21 protein-coding genes are annotated in these 25,444 nt (G+C 41.6%); 19 read left to right on the forward strand and 2 right to left on the reverse strand.

Annotated features, from left to right (window positions below):
* Positions 1 to 4 precede the first annotated feature (4 nt).
* From O3651_RS06735 to O3651_RS06780, 10 genes are all read left to right on the forward strand, one after another.
* Positions 5 to 706: an ABC transporter ATP-binding protein gene (locus O3651_RS06735; protein ID WP_371609978.1), complete on the forward strand. Its 702-nt coding sequence runs from the start codon at positions 5 to 7 to the stop codon at positions 704 to 706.
* Between the two features lies 1 nt (position 707).
* Entirely contained in the window at positions 708 to 3,431 is a 2,724-nt protein-coding gene (locus O3651_RS06740; RefSeq protein WP_371609979.1) for an FtsX-like permease family protein, read from the forward strand.
* Between the two features lie 95 nt (positions 3,432 to 3,526).
* Positions 3,527 to 4,375 carry a metallophosphoesterase gene (locus O3651_RS06745; RefSeq protein ID WP_371609980.1) on the forward strand — a complete coding sequence of 283 codons (849 nt, stop codon included), beginning with the start codon at positions 3,527 to 3,529 and terminating at the stop codon, positions 4,373 to 4,375.
* 57 nt (positions 4,376 to 4,432) lie between these two features.
* Positions 4,433 to 4,882 carry an Rrf2 family transcriptional regulator gene (locus tag O3651_RS06750; protein ID WP_002912933.1) on the forward strand — a complete coding sequence of 150 codons (450 nt, stop codon included), beginning with the start codon at positions 4,433 to 4,435 and terminating at the stop codon, positions 4,880 to 4,882.
* A gap of 230 nt (positions 4,883 to 5,112) precedes the next feature.
* On the forward strand, positions 5,113 to 5,970 hold the full coding sequence (locus O3651_RS06755; protein WP_371609981.1) for a VOC family protein: 858 nt from the start codon (positions 5,113 to 5,115) through the stop codon (positions 5,968 to 5,970).
* Between the two features lie 35 nt (positions 5,971 to 6,005).
* Positions 6,006 to 6,512: a methylated-DNA--[protein]-cysteine S-methyltransferase gene (locus O3651_RS06760; protein WP_371609982.1), complete on the forward strand. Its 507-nt coding sequence runs from the start codon at positions 6,006 to 6,008 to the stop codon at positions 6,510 to 6,512.
* A gap of 99 nt (positions 6,513 to 6,611) precedes the next feature.
* Entirely contained in the window at positions 6,612 to 8,117 is a 1,506-nt protein-coding gene (locus tag O3651_RS06765) for an N-6 DNA methylase (RefSeq protein WP_371610002.1), read from the forward strand.
* Positions 8,107 to 9,255, forward strand: coding sequence for a restriction endonuclease subunit S (locus O3651_RS06770; protein WP_371609983.1), 1,149 nt, complete (start codon positions 8,107 to 8,109; stop codon positions 9,253 to 9,255). The genes O3651_RS06765 and O3651_RS06770 overlap by 11 nt, the downstream gene beginning before the upstream one ends.
* A gap of 57 nt (positions 9,256 to 9,312) precedes the next feature.
* On the forward strand, positions 9,313 to 10,299 hold the full coding sequence (xerA, locus tag O3651_RS06775) for a site-specific tyrosine recombinase/integron integrase (RefSeq protein WP_371609984.1): 987 nt from the start codon (positions 9,313 to 9,315) through the stop codon (positions 10,297 to 10,299).
* A 16-nt stretch (positions 10,300 to 10,315) separates the two neighbouring features.
* Positions 10,316 to 10,774: a restriction endonuclease subunit S gene (locus O3651_RS06780; protein WP_371609985.1), complete on the forward strand. Its 459-nt coding sequence runs from the start codon at positions 10,316 to 10,318 to the stop codon at positions 10,772 to 10,774.
* On the opposite strand, the gene O3651_RS06785 is transcribed toward O3651_RS06780, so the two are convergent.
* A complete protein-coding gene (locus O3651_RS06785; RefSeq protein WP_371609986.1) occupies positions 10,759 to 11,406 on the reverse strand; it encodes a restriction endonuclease subunit S in 648 nt (215 codons plus the stop codon). The genes O3651_RS06780 and O3651_RS06785 overlap by 16 nt on opposite strands.
* Positions 11,407 to 11,463: 57 nt before the next feature.
* Between O3651_RS06785 and O3651_RS06790 the strand changes: the two genes are divergently transcribed.
* From O3651_RS06790 to O3651_RS06800, 3 genes are read left to right on the forward strand one after another with little or no spacing between them, the layout of a single operon-like run.
* On the forward strand, positions 11,464 to 12,291 hold the full coding sequence (locus tag O3651_RS06790; protein ID WP_371609987.1) for a macro domain-containing protein: 828 nt from the start codon (positions 11,464 to 11,466) through the stop codon (positions 12,289 to 12,291).
* Positions 12,291 to 12,791 carry a TIR domain-containing protein gene (locus tag O3651_RS06795; RefSeq protein ID WP_371609988.1) on the forward strand — a complete coding sequence of 167 codons (501 nt, stop codon included), beginning with the start codon at positions 12,291 to 12,293 and terminating at the stop codon, positions 12,789 to 12,791. Before O3651_RS06790 ends, O3651_RS06795 begins: the two co-directional genes overlap by 1 nt.
* A gap of 26 nt (positions 12,792 to 12,817) precedes the next feature.
* Complete coding sequence (locus O3651_RS06800) at positions 12,818 to 15,910, forward strand: type I restriction endonuclease subunit R (protein WP_371609989.1); 3,093 nt, start codon at positions 12,818 to 12,820, stop codon at positions 15,908 to 15,910.
* A gap of 135 nt (positions 15,911 to 16,045) precedes the next feature.
* On the opposite strand, the gene O3651_RS06805 is transcribed toward O3651_RS06800, so the two are convergent.
* On the reverse strand, positions 16,046 to 17,128 hold the full coding sequence (locus O3651_RS06805; protein WP_371609990.1) for a M24 family metallopeptidase: 1,083 nt from the start codon (positions 17,126 to 17,128) through the stop codon (positions 16,046 to 16,048).
* A gap of 262 nt (positions 17,129 to 17,390) precedes the next feature.
* Between O3651_RS06805 and yycF the strand changes: the two genes are divergently transcribed.
* From yycF to smc, 6 genes are all read left to right on the forward strand, one after another.
* Entirely contained in the window at positions 17,391 to 18,092 is a 702-nt protein-coding gene (gene yycF / locus O3651_RS06810; RefSeq protein WP_005589489.1) for a response regulator YycF, read from the forward strand.
* Positions 18,085 to 19,449, forward strand: coding sequence for a cell wall metabolism sensor histidine kinase VicK (gene vicK, locus O3651_RS06815; protein ID WP_371609991.1), 1,365 nt, complete (start codon positions 18,085 to 18,087; stop codon positions 19,447 to 19,449). Before yycF ends, vicK begins: the two co-directional genes overlap by 8 nt.
* Positions 19,442 to 20,242 (forward strand): MBL fold metallo-hydrolase, encoded by an 801-nt coding sequence (locus tag O3651_RS06820; RefSeq protein ID WP_371609992.1) that lies wholly within the window; start codon positions 19,442 to 19,444, stop codon positions 20,240 to 20,242. Before vicK ends, O3651_RS06820 begins: the two co-directional genes overlap by 8 nt.
* Before the next feature lie 326 nt (positions 20,243 to 20,568).
* Complete coding sequence (locus tag O3651_RS06825) at positions 20,569 to 20,928, forward strand: YbaN family protein (RefSeq protein ID WP_125373727.1); 360 nt, start codon at positions 20,569 to 20,571, stop codon at positions 20,926 to 20,928.
* Positions 20,929 to 21,073: 145 nt separating this feature from the next.
* The gene (gene rnc / locus O3651_RS06830) at positions 21,074 to 21,763 is read left to right on the forward strand and encodes a ribonuclease III (RefSeq protein WP_371609993.1); all 690 of its coding nucleotides are present in this window, start codon (positions 21,074 to 21,076) and stop codon (positions 21,761 to 21,763) included.
* Positions 21,763 to 25,299: a chromosome segregation protein SMC gene (gene smc / locus O3651_RS06835; RefSeq protein WP_371609994.1), complete on the forward strand. Its 3,537-nt coding sequence runs from the start codon at positions 21,763 to 21,765 to the stop codon at positions 25,297 to 25,299. The genes rnc and smc overlap by 1 nt, the downstream gene beginning before the upstream one ends.
* Positions 25,300 to 25,444 lie beyond the last annotated feature (145 nt).

A 25,444-nucleotide genomic window follows, 5' to 3' on the forward strand; every position in this document is an offset into this window, starting at 1 on the left:
CGATATGGCTTATATTGAAATGAAACATAGCTTTAAACGTTATCAGGTAGGTGAGGCAGAAATTGTCGCTAATAACGATATTTCTTTTGAGATTGAAAAGGGGGAACTGGTCATTATCCTGGGTGCCTCTGGTGCAGGCAAGTCGACAGTGCTCAATATCCTCGGAGGTATGGATACCAATGATGAGGGAGACATTCTGATAGACGGTCAGAATATTGCTGACTACAATTCCCACCAGCTGACGGACTATCGCCGCAATGACGTGGGCTTCGTCTTTCAGTTTTACAATTTGGTGCCTAATCTGACAGCCAAGGAAAATGTCGAATTAGCTTCTGAAATCGTCAAGGATGCTCAAGATCCAGTGGCCGTTCTCACTGCGGTTGGTATGGAAAATCGTCTCAATAATTTTCCAGCGCAGTTGTCAGGCGGGGAGCAGCAGCGAGTGTCTATTGCTCGGGCTGTGGCAAAAAATCCCAAAATTTTGCTCTGCGACGAGCCGACAGGAGCTCTGGACTACAATACCGGCAAGCAAGTGCTGCAAATCTTACAGGACATGTCTCGCAATCAAGGAGCGACGGTGATTATCGTGACCCACAATGCTGCCTTGGCTCCCATTGCTGACCGGGTTATCCGCATGCACGATGCGAGAGTCAAGAGTGTTACAGTCAATGAACAGCCACAGGATATAAGTACATTGGAGTATTGATATGAAGAGAAAGATTTATTGGAAAGATATTCTGCGCTCCTTCACTAGCTCCAAAGGCCGTTTCCTATCTATTTTAATCCTCATGATGCTAGGCTCTTTAGCTCTCGTGGGACTCAAGGTCGCTCCTCCCAATATGCGCAGAACAGCAACAGATTACTTGAAAGAGCAGCGAACCATGGACTTGGCTATTATGGCGGACTATGGATTAGATGCGGAGGATCAGAAAGAGCTGGAAGCTATCAAGGGAGCTGATGTCGAGCTTGGCTATCTGACAGATGTCACCGTAGACGAGGAGGCCCTCCGAGTATTTTCAGATACCAAGGATATTTCAAACTTTCAAGTGACCTCAGGCCGTCTTCCTAAAAATGAGCAAGAAATTGCCCTAGCTAACTTTTGGTCTAAAAAATACAAGCTTGGCCAGGAGATTGATCTGACCGAGAAAGCAGGCAGTCGGTCAGTTCTGAAAAACAAGACTTATAAGATTGTGGGTTTTGTCAACTCGGCAGAGCTCTGGTCTGATAGAAATTTGGGCAATGCGACTAGTGGCAGCGGGGCTTTATCAGCCTATGCTGTAGTCAGCCCCAAGGCCTTTGATACAGATGTTTACAGTATTGCCCGCCTGCGCTATCATGATTTAGAAAAGCTGGCTCCCTTCTCTGCAAGTTATCAGGAGCGTTTGGAGGAGCACCAGACTGCTTTGGACAAGAGCCTTGAAGATAATGGAGCGGCCCGGTTTAAGCGATTAGAGACGGATGCCAAAAGCACCATTCAGAAGGGCCAAGATAAGATTGGTCAAGCTGAGAGTCAACTGGCCCAAGGGAAAAAACAATTAGAGCAAGCTCAGAGTCAGCTGGACCAGCAAAAAAACCAGCTAGCGGCAGCTCAATCCGCTTCTATCCTCCCTCCTGCACAGCTCAGCCAGAGCCAGCAGCAGATTCAGGAAGCTGAGTTCCAGCTCAATCAGAAAAAAGCAGAGCTAGCTCAGGCGGAACAAGACTTATCAGCTAGCAAGGACAAGCTAGCTGACGCTAAGGCAGACCTGAGTCGTTTGAAAGAGCCGGCCTATCATAGTTATGACCGCAAGTCTCTGCCAGGTGGTAATGGCTATCATATGTATAAAAACTCCATGAATAGTATTGCGTTGATTGGTAATATCTTCCCGGTGGTGCTCTATTTGGTGGCAGCTATAGTGACCTTTACCACCATGACTCGCTTTGTCGATGAGGAGCGAACAAATGCAGGTGTCTTCAAGGCTCTAGGCTACCATAGCCGAGATATCATTCGCAAGTTTGCTCTTTACGGTTTGGTGGCGGGTAGTTTGGGTACCCTCATAGGGATTCTGCTGGGACATTATTTCTTGTCGGGGGTGATTTCTTCTATTATTACCAGAGGGATGGTGCTCTCTGCCCCTCATGCATATTTTTATATTTCCTATAGTTTACTGGCCCTTGGGCTTTCCCTTCTTTCCAGTGTTCTCCCTGCCTATTTGGTGGCAAGAAGGGAGCTGATAGAGGAAGCAGCTCACTTACTTTTGCCCAAGCCACCGGTCAAGGGCTCCAAGATTTTCTTGGAAAGACTGCCCTTTATCTGGCGACGTCTTAGCTTTACTCAGAAGGTCACAGCTCGCAATATCTTTCGCTATAAGCAGCGGATGTTTATGACTATCTTTGGTGTGGCGGGTTCGGTTGCCCTGCTCTTTGCCGGCCTAGGACTTCAGTCTTCTATTGGTGGTATTCCCAAACGTCAGTTTGAGGAGATTCTGCGATACGACTTGATTGTCGCTGTCAATCCTGGGGAGAATCAAGCTGAGCAAGATAAGCTGAAAAAGATGCTGGCAGATGACTCGATTGCAGACTATCAGGAGATTCACAGTGAAACCTTGACAGAGAAATACAAAGGAAAAAAAGAGACAGAGTCAGTCACTTTAATGGTTACAGACAAAGAAAATTTTGAACCTTTTATTTCTATGGAAAGTCCTGACAACCAGCAAAAGCTGACTCTCAAGGACGGTGTGGTTGTTTCGGATAAATTAGCCCGCATAGCTGGAGTTAGCCCCGGTGGCAGTATAGAGCTAGGTGGCAAGCCTGTCAAGATCGCAGCAGTCAATGAGAATCATTTTGGCCATTTTGCCTTTATGAAGGCGACTGACTACCAGAAAATTTACGGGAAAAAGCCTGAGAAAAATGCTTATCTAGTGCGGCTCAAGGATTCTTCCAGCAAAAATATTGTGGACAAGGCCAATGAATTTATGAGCCTCAAGTCTGTCAAGAGTGTTTCCCAAAATGCAAGCATGGTGAAGCAGTTCAACGTTCTAGCTGATTCTCTTAATAATACGATGATGATTTTAGTGCTGATTTCCGTTCTTCTAGCAGTCGTCATTCTCTATAATTTGACAAATATCAATGTGGCCGAGCGGATTCGCGAGCTGTCCACTATCAAGGTTCTGGGCTTCCATAATAAGGAAGTGACCCTCTATATCTATCGAGAAACCATTATTCTTTCAGTGATTGGGATGGCAGTTGGGCTTCTAGGCGGTTTCTTCCTGCATCGTTTTTTGATTGAGAAGGTTGCGCCTAGCATTATCAGCTTAACCCCTCAAGTAAGCCCCTCAGTCTATCTGTTTCCTCTAACAGCGGTGACTCTTATCTTGACCTTGCTTGGCTTCTTTGTCAACTACCGCCTCAGAAGGGTGGATATGCTGGAAGCACTCAAGTCTGTTGATTGATAAAAAAACATTTCAAAACTTTCACTCACTTGATGGGTGGAAGTTTTTTTGAACTTTGATATAATATTCCTTGTAAAGAAAGAGAAAGACACACGATGACACGAAAAATTGCCTTATTATCAGATGTGCATGGGAATAGCACAGCCTTGGAAGCAGTACTGGCGGATGCGGAAAGCCAGCAAGTGACAGACTATTGGTTTTTGGGGGACTTGCTCCTACCAGGAACCGGTCGCAGGAATATCTTAGATAGGATGGAGCAGCTGCCCATCAGCCTCCAGGTCAGAGGGAATTGGGAAGACAGTCTCTGGCATGCTCTGCATCAAAAACTGGATTTGGATCGTCCTAGCCATCTCTACCTGACCCGGCTCTGTCATTTTGTCCTAGAGGAAATCCGTCCTGAAGAGATTGACCGCATGCAAGAACTTCCTCTGCAGATCTTGACAGAAGTAGAAGGCTTGAAGATTGCGGTCAGCCACCATCTGCCAGATAAGAATTGGGGGCGGGAGCTGATTCATATTGGCGAGCAGAGCGATTTCGACCGACTTTTTGAGGGAAATGACTGTGCTGTTGCTGTTTATGGTCATATTCACCAACAGTTTCTCCGTTATGGGACTCAGGGGCAGCTGATTATCAATCCCGGTTCTATTGGTCAGCCATTCTTTCTAGATTCGGCTTTGCGTCAGGATTTGCGAGCCCAGTATGCCATTTTAGAGGTAGATGAGACGGGTCTGGCTGATGTTGACCTGCGGCGGGTAGCCTACGATGTGGAGCAGGAGCTGAGATTAGCTCGGGAGCTCCACTTGCCTTACTATGAGATTTATCGGGAGAGCTTGGTCAATGGTATCCACCATACCCACAACCACGACCTGCTGAGAGAAATCAGTGAGCGGGAAGGCTATGCAGATGAGATTGCAGCTTTCTTAAAGTCCAGTCGTAACTCTTGAAGTTACACCCTTTTTGGGATATAATAGTGAGAGAAAATGATGAGGGAGGAGAAAAAAATGCAGATTTCTAGTCGTTTTACCATTGCCACCCATATGCTGATTGTCCTGGCTTTGGAGGGAAAAAAACAAAAACTGACAAGTGATATCCTTGCTGGCAGTGTCGGCGTCAATCCAGTTATTATTCGCAAGACCCTGTCCCAGCTCAAGAATGCCGGGATGATTACCGTTGCTCGTGGGACTGGAGGAGCAGAGATTGCCAAAGATTTGAAAGACATTAGCCTGTTGGATGTCTATAGTGCGGTTGAATGTCTTGGCAAGAGCGGCCAGCTCTTTAGCTTTCATGACAAGCCCAATCCAGACTGTCCTATCGGCAAGAACATTCACAATGTCTTGGACGACCGCTTGGCGGCTATTCAGGCAGCTATGGAAGCTGAATTGGCTCAGACCAGCCTTGACGAAGTCGTCGCAGCAACCGAAAAAGAAATTAAAGAACAATCTGTTTCCTAGTGAGCAGATTGTTCTTTTGGTTAAGAATTTTTCAAGATGTAATTATCGACATTACATTAAGATGTGCTATACTAATAGATGTAATACAAATAATTACAATCTGAATAATCTTTCGGAGCAAATGGAGATGTGGAAAACCATATTAAAGAATCTATCTCTGTTTTGGAGAAATAAAAAAAGATGGAGCAGGAGCACTCCTGACATTTAAAACTGAAGAGAGGAGAAAGAACATGACTTTTGAATATCAAAGCAAGATTTATCTAGGAGAGGTGGCACTTTATGTGGCCGATTTAGCAAGACAAAAGGCCTTTTATCAGCGCGTTTTAGGGCTGGAGCTTTTGGAAGAGCAGGACGGACAGGTGGCTTTGGGCAGGGACGGACAAGCGCTGGTGAAACTCTTAGCAACCAGTGACCGGCAGTCAGTTAAGTCGGCTTACGGTCTTTATCATCTGGCACTTTTGCTTCCCAGCCGTCAAGCTTTAGCAGATATCCTGAAGCATTTATCAGAAAATAAAGTTCCTATGGTTGGAGGAGCGGATCACGGTTATAGTGAAGCCATTTATCTGGAGGACCCAGAAGGCAACGGCATTGAGCTTTATCGGGACAAGCCTCAGGCTGATTGGGATATTCGAGAAGATGGCCGCATTATCGGAGTGACGGAAGCGCTCGCGGCTCAAGAAATCTATGAACTAGGTCAGGAAATCCAGCCGTTTAGTATTGCCGAAGGAACTCGTATGGGCCATGTCCACCTGTCTGTGAAAAATAGCAGAGCAGCCAGTCATTTTTACCAAAAGCTTCTAGGCTTGGAGGATAAATTTTCTGTACCTTCTGCTAGCTGGCTGGCATCCGGAAACTATCATCATCATTTAGCAGTCAATGAATGGGGAGGTTCTCACTTGAATCATCGCCAACCGAAGCAACTGGGACTAGCCTATTTTGAAGCGCAAGTAGAAGGGAAAGAAGAACTAGTAGCTATTTATGAAAATGCTCAGGTCTTACAAGCGCCAGTCCGATGGATTAGCTCCCAAGAGCTAGAAGTCACAGACCCAGATGGGATTGTGGCAAAAATTAAGACAAGAGTGGTATAATAAGGCATATCAAGAAGATCGAAGAAAGAAAAAATATGTACAAGACTTATTATACATCGCCGATTGGCCGGATTCTCATCTTGACGGACTCAAATGCCTTGTTGGGACTTTGGCTTGAGGGACAGAAATATTTTGGGGCAGGCTATGATTTGGAGCAAGCAGAGGAGGAAGAGACAGAAGTCAGCCGACGCGTCTTTGCTTGGTTGGACGCTTATTTTAAGGGAGAAAATCCCGCAATAAATGAAATTCCATTGGCACCTCAAGTAACTGAGTTTAGAAGCAAGGTTCTGACTGTGCTGCAGAAGATTCCCTATGGGCAAACGGCTACCTATTCAGATATTTTGCGAGAATTGCAGGCTGAGTATGGAAAAATTGGCTCGGCTAGAGCAGTCGGTGGTGCCATCGGCCATAATCCTATTTCCCTTCTGATTCCTTGTCATCGGATTGTCGGAAGCGACGGCAAATTGACCGGCTATGCCGGCGGTCTGGATAAAAAAGCCTTTCTACTGGAGTTGGAGGCTGGGGAGAAGACAACAGGATAAATAAAACTATTGATAAGCTAAAAAAGCACCGAACGGTGCTTTTTAACTTACTTTAAATATGGTAAAATGGATGTGATTAAAATGGGAAAAGAGTATAAAATGGCGAAAAAATCAAACGCAAATATTGGATTTGAAAAGGAACTATGGGATGCTGCGGATTCACTTCGGGGGCACATTTCAGCGTCAGAGTACAGAAAAGTTATTGTTGGTCTAATCTTTTTAAAATATGTATCAGATGCTTTTGAAGAAAAATACCAACAATTACTTGCAGAGGGTGACGGATTTGAGAATGATCCTGATGCATATTCAGAGGAGAACATTTTCTTTGTCCCTGAAATAGCTAGATGGCAATTTATTGCGAGTCATGCCCATTCTTCGGAAATTGGCACAGTCTTGGATGAGGCTATGCGTGAAATTGAAGAGGATAATCCTAGTCTAGAGAATGTCCTTCCTCAGATCTATGCCAGTCCAGACTTAGATAAGCGAGTTTTAGGGGAAGTTGTAGACATTTTTACTAATATTCAAATGTATGAAGGTGAGAATGAAAAAGATTTACTTGGGCGTGCTTATGAATATTGTATTGAACAGTTTGCGGCATATGAAGGAAAACGAGGCGGTGAATTTTATACTCCGACCAGTATCGTAAAAACGATTGTAGAAATATTAAAGCCTTATAGAGGGCGTGTTTATGATCCTGCTTGTGGTTCAGGCGGTATGTTTGTTCAGTCAGCTAAGTTTATAGAGAATCATAGTGGGAATATTAATAATTTATCTGTTTTTGGTCAAGAATCTAATGCAGATACTTGGAAGATGGCCAAGATGAACATGGTTATCCGAGGTATTGATGCGGATTTTGGTGAGCACCAAGCGAACAGCTTTTTCAATGATTTACATCCGACACTAAAAGCTAACTATATCATGGCCAATCCCCCTTTTAATATTTCCAACTGGGGAGCAGATAAACTGCAAGATGATATTCGCTGGAAATACGGAACGCCACCTAATAGCAATGCAAACTATGCTTGGATTCAGCACATAATTCATCACATGGATCCTAGTAATGGCAAGGTTGGCTTGGTTCTGGCAAACGGCTCACTCTCATCGACTCAGAGCGGTGAAGGGGACATTCGTAAAAAAATTATCGAAGATGACTTAATTGAGGGAATTATAGCTCTTCCAGCTAATCTCTTTTACAGTGTAACTATTCCAGCCTGTCTCTGGTTTATCAGTAAAAATAAAAAACAAAAAGGAAAGACGCTGTTTATCGATGCTCGAAATATGGGAGAAATGATTGACCGTAAGCATCGCGACTTTAGCGACGAAGACATTAAGAAGTTGGCAGATACCTTTGAAGCCTTTCAAAATGGAAACCTTGAAGATGTTAAAGGTTTTTGTGCGTCTGTTGAAACAGCAGAAATTGCAAAGCAAGATTTTATTCTTACGCCAGGGCGTTATGTAGGTATTGAGGAAAAAGAAGATGACGGAGAACCATTTGAAGAGAAGATGGACCGACTGACGACAGAACTATCAGAACTTTTTATTAAATCCCATAAATTAGAAGATGAGATTCGAGAAAGATTGGGGGAGATTGGGTTTGAAATTTGAGGAATTGTCTCAAGTAAGTAGTTATGTTTCTGAACGGATAAGAATAGATGAAGTCAATTTAGATAATTACGTTTCGACAGAAAATATGATTTCTGAAAGAGGAGGAGTAACAAAAGCTACCAAATTGCCAAGTGGAAAAACAATTTCTGTCTTTCAAAAAGGCGATATATTAATTTCAAATATTCGTCCTTATTTTAAAAAGATTTGGTTAGCTGATAAATCAGGAGGTTGTTCGAATGATGTTTTAGTTGTTCGAGCAAATGAAAAAATTTCAAATAGATTTCTTTACTATGTCCTATCAAGTGATAACTTTTTTGACTATGCAGTAGGAACTTCAAAAGGAACTAAAATGCCTAGGGGTGATAAAAAGGCAATTATGAAATATAAAGTCCCTATTTATTCTTTGGTAGAACAAGAGAAGATTGCAGAGGTATTAAGAGCTTTTGATAAGAAAATTATTCTTAATAAACAGATAAATCATCATTTAGAGCAGATAGCACAAGCTATTTTTAAATCTTGGTTTGTTGATTTTGAACCGTTTGGAGGAAAAATGCCAAATGATTGGACAATTGGAAAGTTAAGCGATGTTCTTAAGTTAATTAAAAACGGTATTAATGATAAGGACAAGCAAAAACTCCCATATGTTCCAATAGATATTTTGCCAATGCATTCTTTAAGTTTGAATTCTTATAAATCAAATGATGAAGCAAAAAGTAGTTTAATTACTTTTAAGAAAAATGATATTCTATTGGGAGCAATGCGTGTATACTTTCATAGAGTTTGTATCTCTCCTTTTACAGGAATTACGCGTTCAACATGCTTTGTTCTTCGTCCATTTAATAAGATTTATCTAGAATACTGTTTGCTTACTTGTAATTTAAAAAGCAGCATTGAATACGCTCAGAGCACCTCCAAAGGATCGACTATGCCTTATGCTGTTTGGGAGAATGGATTAGCAGAGTTAAAAATTCCAATACCTACAGAAAAAGTTATAAAAAATTTTTCAAAAATAGTCTCTCCCTTGATTAAGACTCTACAAGATAGTATATATGAAATTGAAAATCTTCAAAATCTCCGAGACACTCTCTTACCAAAACTTCTCTCTGGCGAAATTTCTGTTAATCAAGCCACTAAATGATGATTTATCTTTTTAAGCTACCCGTAGAGTATAATAAAAACGAAAGGTAGGTAGCTTATGAAAGATAAATTAATCACGCAAATTACAACAGTTATGGCCAAGCATTTAAGTGCTCAACAATTAGAAAATCTGCAAAAGGTACTAACGGCAGCTTTTGTCAATGTAGAAGTTGCAGAGATTAAATCAGCTAATGAACAGAAGAGCAATGGCAAATTACTTGAGCTATTTATTTCAGCCAAACGGATTGAAGGCTGCAGTGAGAAGTCTTTGAAATACTATAAAATAGTTATTGAAAACATGCTTACCAGTCTTAAAACAGCCATAAGAGATTTGACTACCAGCGATTTGCGAACTTATCTTGCGCATTACCAGCAGGAGCGAAAATCAAGCAAGGTGACGATTGACAACATGCGTCGGATCTTTAGTAGTTTTTTTGGATGGTTGGAAGACGAGGACTATATTTTAAAGAGTCCTGTTCGTAGGATTCACAAGATAAAGACAGATAAAACAATCAAAGAGACTTTTTCTGACGAAGGGCTGGAGCTTCTAAGAGATGCTTGCGATGAGATTCGTGATTTGGCCATGATTGATTTATTGGCTTCAACTGGAATGCGGGTAGGCGAACTAGTGAGATTGAATAGAGAGGATATTAATTTTTATGAAAGAGAATGCCTTGTCTTTGGTAAAGGGAATAGTGAGCGAATCGTCTACTTCGACGCTAGAACAAAGATTCACTTGATAAACTACTTGGACAGTCGTCAGGATGATAATCCAGCTTTATTCGTTTCCTTAGTTTCTCCATATAATAGACTATTAATCGGAGGGGTAGAAACAAGATTGAGACAAATCGGTGAAAAAGCAGATTTAAATAAGGTCCATCCACATAAATTCAGAAGAACATTGGCGACACGCGCCATAGATAAAGGCATGCCCATCGAACAAGTCCAGCACTTGCTTGGTCATGTCAAAATAGATACAACCATGCACTACGCTATGGTCAATCAAGCGAATGTGAAAAATTCGCATAGGAAATATATAGGGTGAAAGGTTCATATATAATATGACTAAATATAATTTAGGTGATATTGTAAAGATCAAATATGGAAAAGATCATAAGCAACTAAACGATGGAAATATTCCTGTTTATGGCACAGGTGGTATTATGCGGTATGCTGATACTGAATTATATTCTAAAAAATCAGTATTGATTCCACGAAAGGGTTCATTAGGTAATCTTTTTCTTGTTACCGAACCATTTTGGACAGTAGATACGTTATTTTATACAGAAATCAATGAATCAATTGTAATTCCTGAATTTTTATTTTATAAGTTAAAAACCTATGATTTGGCAAGTTTGAATGTTGGAAGTGCGGTTCCTAGTTTGACAACTGCAATTTTAAATACGTTAGAAGTAGAAATTCCATCACTTGAAATGCAGTCTAAAATAATAGGCGTATTACAAGCATTTGATTTTAAAATCGAGAATAATAAAAAGATAAATCATCATTTAGTGGCTTGATTAACTGGAATTTCGCCAGAGAGGAGTTTTGGAAGTAATGAATTTCTTACTTCCATCAATTTACGATTTTCAATACGATTAGATATGATCTGGTTATAAGTCGGTGCTAGTAATAATCCGATATATTTATAGTCATGGTCATTTGGTATTAAAATTTCAGCTTTTTCTAAACTCTTTCTAGTTATATGTCCCATTGTAGTTGCTTTATCTGCAGCAATTGCAATGAACTCATCAAGATAATACTTTGTCCAGCTATAGTAAAACCATTTATCATATTCTTGAGAACTAACCTTAAAAAGATGTTGATTAAGCCCACCAATACCTCCAGTCCAAAAGTCAACGAGAAGGCTACCAGACCAAGAAAAAATAACATCACCATCTTGAATTATATATGGTCTTTTAATATTTGCAGAACATAAATCGCTTGATGAGTCAAAAATACCTTGCCGTAATTCCTTTATTTTAAGGACGGGTAAGCTTTCCTCATTAACAAGTGGTCGATACTTTTGCATAGCTAGTCCATTAAGGAACTCAGCAATATCTGTAAGATTTGCTGTCTTCCAATCAAATGGCTTCACACCACCAAACGGTTCAAAATCAATGAACCAAGATTTAAAAATAGCTTGCGCCATCTGCTCTAAATGATGATTTAGTAGTCAGATGAATAATATATTTTAGGAGTATTGAAATTGAAAGTAAATATATTTAATAGGGATATTTTAAAACAATTTTCTAAATTATGTGCTACGCTTACTGCAATATTGTCAGGAGCACTAATTTTTCTTGATATTCCTGATAACTGTCGATTTTATGCAGGCGTTGCTTATATTTCATTGCTTTTAGCTATTTATATTTTTATATGGATAAGAGCAAATAGAATGAAACAAATAGTTATTAAAATAGGTCTCACGACGGTTCTTGTAAAGTCTGGTGATATTTTTGATGAAGAAGGACTTAAAGCGGTGGCTTTCAATGAATATTTTGATACAATGGTTGATGATAAAGTAATTGCCAGACAATCATTAAATGGCCAGTTTATTATCAACTATATTGACGATATTGAGAAATTGAACTCTGATATTAAAAACGATGATGATTTAAAAAATAATATTGTCGAAGAGGGAGTAAGACGGCAGCATGGTAAAACGACAAAATATGGGCTTGGAAGTTCAATTTTGATAGACGATGAGTATATTTTGACTGCTTTTAGCCGATTTAATAAAAATAATCAAGCTGAACTAACTATTCAAGAATATGTCAATTTTCTTTTAACATTTTGGAACGAAATTAATAGGTTATATGCTCAAAGATCGGTTATAGTTCCAGTATTTGGTTCTGGAATAACGAGGTTTAAAAATGGTTTTGAGGATATTGATATTAATGAATTGTTACGGATTATGATTTGGACTTTTAAAATTAGTAAAATTAAATTTGCATATCCTGCAAAATTAACTATTATCATACATAATGATTTACTCAGCCAAGTAAATTTATATGAATTAAGGGAGAATGAATAATGGCCTATCGTAATAAAACTTATGTTGCTTTTGATGGTGATATTGATATGCGTTATTATCAGTTAATGAAGGCATGGAAGCAAAATGACAACACATCATTTAATTTTTATGATGCTCATGATATTAACAGCGCTAGAGATACAAGTCAGGAAGAGTCAATTAAAAGACAGCTTCGTGAAAGAATGGCTAACAGTAAGGCCTTTGTTTTATTAATTGGCGAACACACTAAATACTTAACAAAATTCGTAAAATGGGAAATTGAACTTGCTATTAAGAAAGGGTTGCCAATTATCTGTGTTAATCTAAATAAAAACAAAAGGAAAGATGAATTGTGTCCGTCAAGTTTGAATGGACAGTTGGCAATATTCATTCCTTTTGGAAGCAAAATGATGCAATATGCTCTTGAGAATTGGCCAAAATCGCATGAGCAATACCTTAAAAATGGAGAAATAAGTTCTTACCGTTATACAGATGTGCTATATAAACGATTGGGCCTGTAAGTTAAAAGTGATATAGGAGCTACATTATGGGATTTACTGAAGACAACTATGAAAATGCGGTTATTGAACTTTTTCGTGATAGTTTGGGCTATTCATATGTTTATGGTCCAGATGTAGAGCGTGATTATAGAACACCTTTATACTTGGATGAGCTTTATCCTGCTTTAGAAAGAATCAATGCTAAGCTACCGACTGTTGCAATTCAAGAGGCAATTGAAAAGCTACAGCGTTTTGAAACAGGTTCCTTGCTTCAAAAAAATAAGATTTTTACAAATTATCTTCAAAACGGTATAGAAGTTTCCTATTTTCATCAAGGAAGAAAACAATCTAATCTCGTTTATTTAGTTGATTTCGATAATGTAAATAATAATTCTTTTACTGTAATTAATCAATGGACAATTGTAGAGAAGAGCAATAAACGTCCTGATATTATAGTGTTTTTGAATGGTTTGCCAGTAGTTGTTTTTGAGTTGAAAAGTCCTTCTCGCCAAGAAACAGATGCTTCTGATGCCTATCGTCAGCTTAAAACATATCAGAAAGAAATTCCAACTTTATTCAACTATAATGCTTTTTGCGTAATGACGGATCTAGCCACTTCAAAGGCTGGGACAATTACTGCTGGTGAAGACCGCTTTATGGAGTGGAAGACTACTGATGGTAGTTTTGAAGATACTCAGTATGCTAATTTTACCACGTTCATTGAAGGTATTTTTGATAAGACTAGATTTCTGGATATTTTAAGGAATTTTATCTGCTTTTCTGAGGATGCTAAGATTTTAGCGGCTTATCATCAATATTTTGCAGTGAATAAGGCTGCAGTGTCTACTTTGAAAGCAACTAAAAGCGATGGACGGGGAGGTGTTTTCTGGCATACGCAAGGGAGTGGGAAATCTCTATCCATGGTTTTCTATGCTCATCTGCTGCAGAAAGTTTTAGACTCGCCAACTATTGTCGTTTTGACTGATCGAAATGATTTGGACGAACAGTTATATGGACAGTTTTCCAAATGCCAAGATTTTCTGAGACAGACACCGATTCGGGCAGAGAGCCGTTTGCATCTGAAAGAACTATTGACTGGTCGCCAAGCCAATGGCATTATATTTACAACTATGCAGAAGTTTTCAGAGTCAGAAGAGGCGCTTTCTGATAGAAGAAACATTGTTGTCATGGCTGATGAGGCTCATCGTGGACAGTATGGACTTGAAGAAAAGATTAAAATTACCAAAGGAAAAGATGGAGAAAGAGAAGCGAAACTAGTCGTCGGAGCAGCCAGACTGATTAGAGATAGCTTGCCTAATGCGACTTATATTGGATTTACTGGAACTCCTATTTCTACTAAAGATAAGTCTACAACAGAGGTTTTTGGTAATTACATTGATGTTTACGATATGACACAGGCGGTTGAAGATGGCGCCACTCGGCCCGTCTATTATGAAAGCCGTGTCATGCATTTAAAACTAGATGAAAATATCTTGCGTTTGATTGATACAGAGTATGACTTGATGGCACAAAGCGCTGAATCACATGCGATTGATAGAAGCAAGAAGGAATTGGGGCGTCTTGATAGTATTTTAGGGGCCGATCAAACTATTAGTGCCTTGTGTGAAGATATCATTACCCATTATGAAGAAAATCGTGCGCAGGAATTAACTGGAAAAGCAATGATTGTTGCTTATTCTCGTCCGATTGCGATGAAAATTTATCGTACCTTACTTGAAAAGCGTCCGAATTGGACAGAAAAAATTGGAGTTGTCATGACTTCTAGTAATAATGATCCGGAAGAATGGCACGATATAGTAGGGAATAAACGCCATAAAGAAGAGATGGCTAAAAGGTTTAAAGACAATGAAAGCCCATTTAAGATTGCTATCGTCGTTGATATGTGGCTGACTGGATTTGATGTCCCTAGCCTTGCAACCATGTATGTATATAAGCCAATGCAAGGTCATAATCTTATGCAGGCAATCGCTCGTGTTAACCGTGTATACAAAAATAAAGAGGGTGGACTTGTAGTTGATTATATCGGTATTGCAAGTGCTTTAAAGCAAGCCATGAACGATTATACAAATCGAGACAAAGGTAACTTTGGGGACACTGATATAGCTAAGACAGTTTTACCAAAGTTTGTTGAAAAACTAGAAGTCTGTCGTGATTTGTTTTATGGGTTTGACTATTCAGAATTCATGCTCTCTAAATCAAGTGATTTAATCAGAGCTAAAACAATTAGTGGTGGGGTAAACTTCTTGTCAAGTGTAGACAAGGAGAAGAAGAAAGAGCTCTTCATAAAAGAATCGTTACTCTTACGCCAAGCGTTATCACTTTGTCGTTCTTTGCTTACTCCTGAGCAACGTTTTGAAGCAGCTTATTTTGAAGCAGTCAGAACATTACTGACACGAATAACTGGGGAGGGTAAAAAGCTTTCTCTGAAAGATATTAATGATCGTATCAATGAGTTACTAAAAGCTTCTATCAAGAGTGAAGGTGTCATTAATTTATTCTCAGATATTGATACAGGATTTTCGTTATTTGATCCTAAATTTTTAGATGAAATCTCTAAAATGAAGGAAAAAAACATAGCGGTAGAACTCTTAAAAAAATTATTACAAGAGCAGATTACCTTATATCAAAGAACAAATTTAGTCAAATCCGAAAAGTTCTCTGAAATTCTTTCGCGAGCGATGAGAGCATATCTGAATGGCATGCTTTCGAATGAAGAAGTTATTGCTGAATTAATGAAAATGGCCAAAGAAATGGCGAAAGCTCACGAAGAGGGGGATTCTTTAGGTCTTACCGATGAAGAATTAGCTTTCTATGATGCTTTGACGCAACCACAAGCAGTCAAAGATTTTTATGAAAATGATGAGCTTGTTGCAATGACTCATGAATTAACGGAGACATTGCGCAAAAGCAGAACTATTGATTGGCAGAAAAAACATTCTGCGCGTGCTCGTATGCGCATGCTTGTTAAACGGCTCCTTAGGAAATACAAATATCCACCGGAGGGTGTCGAAGATGCCATTGTAACTGTTATCAAGCAATGTGAAATGTGGACGGATAATCCTGATAATAATTATGAGTCCTATTCATTTTCTGACCAACTGATGGTTGCTGAAAAATAATATTTACTCAAAATATCAGTCATTTTTTGAGAATCTTTCGAAGATGTTTTGTTACAATATTTTCACCATTCCAGAAAGTAAAAATAAGAACCCGTGTAAGCAAAAAAGCACCAAATTTGGTGCTTTTTTGCTATGTTAATTAAAATACAGCAAGTCCTTGCTGGTTTCGGTGAAGAGTTCAAAACCATTCTTAGTGACATGACCGCAGTCTTCGATGCGGACACCAACCTTGCCAGGGATGTAGATACCAGGCTCGACAGAGAAGCACATGCCTTCCTCGATGACCATGTCGTTGCCCTCCATGATGGATGGGAATTCGTGGACATCCATACCGATGCCGTGACCCAGACGGTGGTTGAAATACTCACCATAGCCAGCTTTTTCGATGACCTCGCGGGCAGCTCGGTCTACTTCATGAGCTGTGACGCCTGGTTTGATAAAGTCAAGCGCTGCTTGTTGGGCTTCCAGAGTCAAATAGTAGATGTCTTTTTTGAACTGGTCTGGTTGCCCGACAGCGACGGTCCGTGTCATATCACTGGCATAGCCATTAACCATGCAGCCAAGGTCAAAGAGAAGAAGGGCATTGTTTTCGATCTTATTGGCTCCGGGAATGCCGTGCGGATTGGCTGCGTTGTTGCCTGTCAGAACCATAGTTTCAAAGCTCATTTCATAGCCTTCTCGCTTGATGGCGAAGTCGATTTGAGCGATGATGTCCGTTTCAGTATTGTCCAGTGAAATATTGTCAAAACCGATATTGACAGCCTTGTCGGCATACTGGCCAGCTACCAGCATTTTCTGGATTTCGTCGGCTGACTTGATCAAGCGCAAGCGGTTGATGTAAGGAGTCAGATTGACAAATTCAGCCCCATCAAAAACGGTACGCAGGCCGTGGTACTTGGTTAAAATCAGATTGTCAAACTCGACCGCTACTTGTTTGAAGGTGTGAGATGGTAGGGAAGCCTTGATTTTTTCCCAAGGATTTTCAGAATCGACATAGCCCACAACCTGAAAATCTACGGTAGAGGAAGCACGCTCAACCTCTAGTGCTGGTACGAAAAGAAGTGGCTCATGGTCAGTGTAGACGAATAGGAACATTTGGCGTTCATGTGGATCGCTGTAAAAGCCTGTTAGGTAATGAATGGTTACAGGATCGGAGATAACAGCTACATCCTGTTTTTCATTTTCAAGATAAGTGATGATTTGATTGATTTTTGTCATAGTTCAACCTTCTTTCTATGCCTCTATTTTTGCAGAAAAAGTGAAAAAAATCAAGGATTTTAGTGAGGATTCCTCATCCTTGGCTGAAATTTTTGAGAGAAAGAAAGTTAGGGTGAAATTTTTACAAGAATGTTGGAATATAGTGTGCGAAAATAGTATTTTTTAAGGAAAATTTGATATAATAGTGCTTATGGAGCAGTAGGACAAGTACAAAAACAATAGATGTCTAAGCTTAAAAATTGTATAGATATGAAGGTAAAAAATGAAAAAAATATTAGTTGTAGATGACGAGAAGCCAATCTCGGACATTATAAAGTTTAACATGGCTAAGGAAGGCTATGAAGTACTGACAGCCTTTGATGGTAAGGAAGCTCTAGAAATGTTTGAAGCAGAGCAGCCGGATATCTTAATTCTGGATTTGATGTTGCCAGAAGTGGATGGACTGGATGTTGCTCGGACCATCCGCAAGACCAGCAATGTGCCGATTATTGTACTTTCGGCCAAAGATAGCGAATTTGATAAGGTAATTGGTCTGGAAATCGGTGCCGATGACTATGTGACCAAGCCCTTTTCAAATCGTGAATTACTGGCTCGGGTCAAGGCCTTATTGCGCCGTTCTGAATTAATCCCAGATAGCCATGTGGACGAGAGCAGTCCAAAGGAACTGTTTATTGGGGATTTGCAGATTCTTCCAGATGCTTTTGTGGTGAAAAAACATGGGAAAGAATTGGAATTGACCCATCGTGAATTTGAGCTCTTGCACCATTTGGCGACTCATGTTGGTCAGGTTATGACGCGTGAGCACTTACTGGAAACCGTCTGGGGCTATGATTACTTTGGAGATGTGCGGACAGTCGATGTGACCATTCGTCGTCTGCGCGAAAAAATCGAAGATACTCCAAGCCGTCCGGAGTATATCCTGACTCGCCGCGGTGTCGGTTATTACATAAGAAATAATGATTGAAACGCTAAAAGAATTTGTACTTTCTCCTGATTTTGTCTTTTCACTGATTGTTGTCGGCTTTATCATCGTTGTGGCTCTTTTACTTCTGGAAAATCGACGAGATACTCAAAAGCTGGTGCAGTTAAATCAAAAGATCAAGGGATTGATCGCAGGAGATTATTCAGAAGTTTTAGATATGCAGGGCAGTCCTGAAATCACGGACATGACCAATTCCATCAATGATCTTTCTGAAGTGATTCGCCTGACGCATGAAAATTTGGAACAAGAAACCAAGCGTCTATCCAGTATCCTGTCTTACATGACGGATGGTGTACTTGCGACCAACCGTCGAGGACAGATTATCACTATCAATGACATGGCGACCAAACAGCTGGGAGTCAAACGTGATGATGTGCTTAATACTAGTATTTTGGATTTGCTGGATATTGCCGATGAGTACGATCTACGCGAATTGATCACCAATGTTCCAGAATTGACCATTGATTCTCAAGACGAAAACGGCGAATACGTAAGCTTGCGGGTTCGATTTGCCTTGATCAGACGGGAGTCAGGTTTTATATCAGGGTTGGTAGCAGTGTTGCACGATACAACGGAGCAAGACAAGGAAGAACGGGAGCGTCGGCTTTTCGTTTCCAATGTTAGCCATGAATTGCGGACGCCTCTAACCAGTGTAAAATCCTATCTGGAGGCTTTAGACGATGGCGCTCTGTCAGAGCCTGTTGCACCGGAATTTGTCAAAGTTTCACTAACTGAGACAAACCGGATGATGCGGATGGTGACGGACTTACTTAGCTTATCGCGGATTGATAATAATACCAGCCATCTGGACGTTGAGCTGACTAATTTTACGGCCTTTATCACCTATATCCTCAACCGTTTTGATAAGATAAAAAATCAGGATGAGACCAAAAAATATGAGATTATTAGGGATTATTCAATTACGCCGATTTGGGTAGAGATTGATACGGATAAGATGACCCAGGTGATTGATAATATCATGAACAATGCTATCAAGTATTCACCTGATGGTGGGACGATTACGGTTTCTGTGAGAACAACAGATGTTCAGCTGATTCTCTCGATTTCCGATGAAGGTCTGGGTATTCCCAAACAGGACCTGCCAAAGATTTTTGATCGTTTCTATCGGGTGGATAAGGCCCGCAGTCGAGCCCAGGGAGGAACGGGCTTGGGTCTGGCTATTGCTAAAGAAATTATCAAGCAGCATCATGGCTTTATCTGGGCCAAGAGTGAATATGGCAAAGGCTCTACCTTTACCATTGTCCTTCCTTATGATAACGATGCTATCCGTGTAGATGACTGGGAAAATGAAGTGAATGCAGAAAGTGAACATGACTAAGGGATTTCAATATAGTATTCTAGCATCAGGCTCGAGTGGTAATTGCTTTTATCTGGAAACAGACCAAAAACGCCTGCTTGTCGATGCTGGTCTATCAGGGAAAAAAATTACGAGCCTTTTAAGTGAAATTGATCGGAAACCAGAGGATTTAGATGCTATTTTGGTCACCCATGAGCACAAGGATCACATCCATGGTGTAGGGGTTTTGGCGCGTAAGTACAATCTAGATATTTATGCCAACGAAGCAACCTGGCGAGCGATGGAAAAGGACTTGGGCAAGCTGGATGCCAGTCAGAAGCATATCTTTGAAATGGGTAAGATGAAGACCTTCGGTGACCTCGATATCGAAAGTTTTGGAGTCAGCCATGATGCGGCCTGTCCGCAGTTTTACCGCTTTATGAAGGATGACAAGAGCTTTGTCATGCTGACGGATACGGGCTATGTCAGCGACCGCATGGCTGGAGTGATTGAGAATGCAGATGCTTATTTGATTGAGAGCAACCATGATATCGAGATTCTCCGGAGCGGTGCCTACCCGTGGAGTCTGAAACAGCGCATCCTGTCTGACTTGGGGCACTTATCCAATGAAGATGGTGCGGAAACCATGATTCGCACACTTGGCAATCGCACCAAGCGCATTTATCTGGGGCATTTGAGCAAGGAAAATAATATCAAGGAGCTGGCTCATATGACTATGGTCAATCAACTGGCTCAAGCTGACTTGCCAGTGGGTCATGATTTCCAAGTCTTTGATACTTCTCCTGACACTGCAACGCCTTTGGTAAATATCTAATCATCAGTCGCTCAGAAAGAGAGTGGGACAGAAATCGGTAATTCTTTAGAATTCGATTTCGTCGTCCCACCTCCGCACAGTTGAGTAGGGCTGTAAAAGCTGATGAAATCAGCGTAGTAGAACCCACTCAACCACTGCGTCTTGCTCGACAATCCAAAGACAATTGAGAGGCTAGGACTTTTGTCCCAACCTCTTTTTTTAGGATTGACAAGAATTATTTTTTATGGGAAACTAGTTTTATATTTTTCAGCTTGTTTTTTATACTAGAAAGGAAGCTAAAGAATTGAAATGAAGAACGACTATGAAAATTTACGTGAGGAAACCAAATGCGCTTGATTTATTTTGTGATTGCCTGTCTATCTTTGGCCTTAGGAGTGCTGGGGATTTTTCTGCCCCTTCTTCCTACGACTCCTTTTTTGCTTTTGTCTATTGCTTGCTTTTCACGCAGCTCCAAGCGGATTGAGAATTGGCTTTATCACACCAAAATGTATCAAATCTATGTCGCAGATTTTCGGGAGACTGGCTCGATTGCCAAAGAGCGCAAGAAAAAGATTATCGTGTCCATCTATATCTTGATGGGAATTTCCATTACCTTCGCGCCTATTATTTGGGTGAAAATTTTCTTATTCGCCCTGACAATCTTTATTACTTATTATCTTTTCAAGGTCATCCCAGATAAGGAGTAGGCAGGGAATTACGCTAAGAAGACAAGTAAACAAGTGCGTTGGCACTTGTTTTTTGGTATAATGGTAGATAGTTCACAAAGAACATCATTTTAGAAAGGATGGATTGGACTCATGCTCTGCCTTGGCCTAGCATGAAAAAGAAACTATGGAACAATTAAAAGATGCACTGCTGGAGCAGTTTGGACTGGTGTTTGAAGACAGCAGTCTGCTAGAGACCGCTTTTACTCACACCAGCTATGCCAATGAGCACCGCCTCTTAAAAATTTCACACAATGAACGCCTGGAATTTTTAGGAGACGCTGTTCTGCAGCTGATTATTTCTGAGTATTTATATAAAAAATACCCCAAAAAACCAGAAGGAGATTTGTCAAAACTACGCTCCATGATTGTCCGAGAGGAGAGTTTGGCTGGCTTTGCGCGGGACTGTCAGTTTGACCAATTTATCAAGCTGGGTCGCGGTGAGGAAAAGTCAGGAGGCCGCAATCGCGATACCATTCTGGGTGACTTATTTGAGGCCTTTTTGGGTGCCCTTCTTTTAGATAAGGACGTGGAGACTGTCAAGGACTTTATTTATCAAGTCATGATTCCCAAGGTGGAAGCAGGTGACTTTGAGCAGGTGACTGACTATAAGACCAAGCTACAAGAACTCTTACAGGTTAATGGGGATGTGGAGATTGTCTATCAGGTTACAGATGAGACAGGGCCAGCCCATGCTAAGAACTTTGCTGTGGCTGTGTTGATCAATGGTCAAAAAGCGGGTCAGGGACAAGGCCGTTCTAAGAAACTGGCTGAGCAGGAAGCTGCCAAGGATGCATTTGAAAAGGAAAGTCGCTAATGTTTTTAAAGGAAATTGAAATTCAGGGCTTCAAGTCATTTGCAGACAAGACAAAGGTGGTTTTTGACCAAGGGGTGACTGCTGTTGTTGGTCCCAATGGCTCAGGCAAGTCCAACATTACGGAGAGCCTGCGCTGGGCTCTGGGTGAGTCGAGCGTTAAGAGTTTGCGGGGCGGTAAGATGCCCGATGTCATTTTTGCAGGGACGGAGAATCGCAAGCCACTCAACTATGCTTCGGTCGTTGTGGTTTTGGATAATCAGGACCAGTTTATCAAGCAGGCTGGCAAGGAAATCCGTGTCGAGCGCCATATCTATCGCAGTGGTGATAGCGAGTACAAGATTGACGGCAAAAAAGTCCGTCTGCGCGATGTCCATGACCTTTTCATGGATACAGGGCTGGGACGAGACTCCTTCTCCATCATTTCCCAAGGGAAGGTAGAGGAAATCTTTAACAGCAAACCAGAAGAGCGTCGGGCTATTTTTGAAGAAGCGGCTGGAGTGCTCAAATACAAGACCCGTCGCAAGGAAACAGAAAGCAAGCTGGCACAGACTCAAGACAATCTGGATCGCTTGGAAGACATTATCTACGAGCTGGATAGTCAAGTCAAGCCACTGGAAAAGCAGGCTGAGACGGCCAAGCGCTTTTTAGAACTGGATCAAGAGCGTCAGGAGCTTTATCTGGATGTCTTGGTGGCTCAAATTAAGTCTAATAAAGCTGATTTGACGGCAGCAGAGGCTGATTTGGAGAGCATCAAGCAGGAGCTAGCAGCCTATTATTCGAAACGGGATGAATTGGAGCGTGAAAACCAAGAAATCAAAGTCAAACGCCAGGAAGTGAATCAAAAACTGTCTGATGATCAGGCCAGTCTTTTGGAGTTGACGCGTTTGATCAGTGATTTGGAACGCCAGATAGACCTAGCTAAGTTGGAATCGAGTCAGGCGGCCAGCAGCCGTTTAGAAAATGAAGAACGTTTGGCTGGGTTGAGAGAAAAGAGCCAGCAGCTGACAGCTGATATTTCCTCCAAGGAAGCTCATCTAGCTGATTTAGCAGTCCAGTTGACAGAAAATCAAGAGGCCATGAGCCAGTTGGAAGCAGAATTGGCGGACTTTTCAGATGACCCAGACCAGTTGATTGAAAATCTGCGGGATCATTACGTCAAGCTCATGCAAGAAGAAGCCGATTTGTCCAACGACTTGACCTCGCTCGAAAATCGTCTGGAGAATGAGCGGAGCCAAGCGGCCAGCAAACAGGCAGAGTTTAGCAAACTACAGGCTGATTTAAAAGCTGGTAGAGACGAAGAAGCGGCTCGACAAGCAGAATTGGAAGCGGCACAGGCTGCCCTCAGAGACTTGCTAGATCAGTATCAGCAGCAGGAGGAGCAGGTCGAGAAGTTGGCGACTGCTTATCAAAATGAGCAGACCAGCATGTTTGCCCTGCTGGATGATTTGAAAAATAAAAAAGCCCGTGCAGCCAGTTTAGAAGCTATTCTTAAAAATCACAGTAATTTCTATGCAGGTGTAAAAAGTGTCCTGCAGGAAGCTGATCGTCTGGGTGGCATTGTCGGGGCAGTCAGCGAGAAATTGAGCTTCGATCCTCATTACCAGACCGCTTTGGAAATTGCGCTGGGGGCAAGTAGTCAGCATATCATCGTTGAGGACGAAGGGGCAGCGACCAGAGCCATCGATTTTCTTAAGAAAAATCGGGCTGGTCGGGCTACCTTCCTACCTCTGACGACCATCAAGGCTCGTCAACTTCCCGAGCAAAATCAATCCAGAATTGAGGCTAGTTCAGGCTTCTTAGGTATAGCTTCGGAGCTGGTGACCTATGAGCCAGGTTTGGAGAATATTTTCCAAAATCTATTGGGGACAACCGCTATTTTTGATACGATTGAGCATGCGCGTGCGGCTGCTCGTCAGGTACGTTACCAAGTCAGAATTGTAACGCTGGACGGAACGGAACTGCGCACAGGCGGTTCTTACGCCGGAGGAGCCAATCGCAATAATAACACAATCTTTATCAAGCCTGAACTGGACAGCCTGCTTGGAGAAATGGAGCAGCAGTCCCAGAAGCTGAAAGCTCAGGAGCAGCAAGTCGAAAGCTTGCAGTCTCAGCTATCAGAGGCCAAGCAAGCCTTGGAAGCCATCAAGTCTGAGGGTGAGCAAGCCCGCTTGACGGAGCAAAGAGTCAAGTTGGCCTACGAACAGATTGCAGAGCGGGTTGCGGAACTCAGCCAGCTGGAGCAACTCCAGGAGCAAGATTTGGCTAATCAGACTGAAGCAGCAGGCCTTGCTGAAAAGAAAAAAATGGAAGAGCGGCTGTCGGCTATCGAGGCTTCCAAAGTAGCCATTACTGCTGAAATCGAGCAAGTCAAGTCGAATAAAAACGCTGTTCAGGATCGTTTCGATCAGCTATCGGCTAACTTGTCAGAACTGAAATTGAAGAGCACGGAGCTGACTTCTAGCCAGCGCTTTGAGAAGAATGATTTGTCGCGTTTGCTAGAGGAGAAGGCTGCTCTGGACAAGGAAGTCGTTACTTTGCAGCTTTTGATAGAGCAAAAGGAAGAAGCGGTCAGCCAGAAGGTGGATATTTCCGTCTTGGAAGAGCAGCTTAAGACTGCCCAAGAGAAAAAGACAGACTTGGATCAGAGCCTCATCCGACTCAAATTTGAGCTGGACGACTTAGAGGGCCAGTCTGAGGATATTCTAGGGAACTTAGATCAAGCCCGTCAGCAAAACGAAAGTCTGATTCGCCGTCAGGCCAAGGCAGAGGCTGAAAAAGAGAAATTTTCAGATGCCTTGCGTCGTCTGCTGACTAATCTGACGGATAATTACCAGATCAGCTTTGAAGAGGCTGATCAAAGAGCGCGTTCTTTGGAAAATCTTGCAGCTGCAGAAGCCCAAGTCAAAGACTTAGAAAAGGCTATTCGTGCTTTGGGACCGGTCAATCTGGAAGCAGTAGAACAATTTGAAGAAGTCAGCAACCGACTGAATTTCCTCAAAAGTCAGCGGGACGATGTCCTCTCAGCCAAAAATCTTCTCTTGGAAACCATTGAAGAGATGAATGACGAAGTCAAGGAACGTTTCCAAACAACCTTTGAAGCCATTCGTGAAAGCTTCAAGCTGACCTTTAGCCAGATGTTTGGCGGCGGTTCAGCTGACCTGATCTTGACAGAAGGCGACCTGCTGACAGCTGGGGTAGAGATTTCGGTTCAGCCTCCGGGCAAGAAAATCCAATCTCTCAATCTTATGAGTGGTGGAGAAAAAGCCCTGTCAGCCTTAGCCCTTCTCTTCTCCATCATCCGCGTCAAGACCATTCCGTTTGTTATCTTGGATGAAGTTGAGGCAGCTCTGGATGAGGCCAATGTCAAGCGCTTTGGGGATTATCTCAATCGCTTTGACAAAGAAAGCCAGTTTATCGTTGTGACCCACCGTAAGGGAACCATGTCTGCGGCAGATTCCATCTATGGAGTAACCATGCAGGAGTCAGGAGTTTCCAAGATTGTGTCGGTCAAGTTAAAAGATTTAGAAAGTTTATAGTATGAGTATAAAATTAGTAGCAACAGAAATCGGAATAAGGTAATTGATACAATAGAATACTAAGAAAGCCTTTGAATAAGTTGTTTCAAGGCTTTTTACTGTCTATAGATAGAAGGAAATGGGTATCAGAAATACTTTGATTCTA

It is taken from the genome of Streptococcus sp. 27098_8_73 (assembly GCF_041432495.1).
Lineage (GTDB): Bacteria > Bacillota > Bacilli > Lactobacillales > Streptococcaceae > Streptococcus.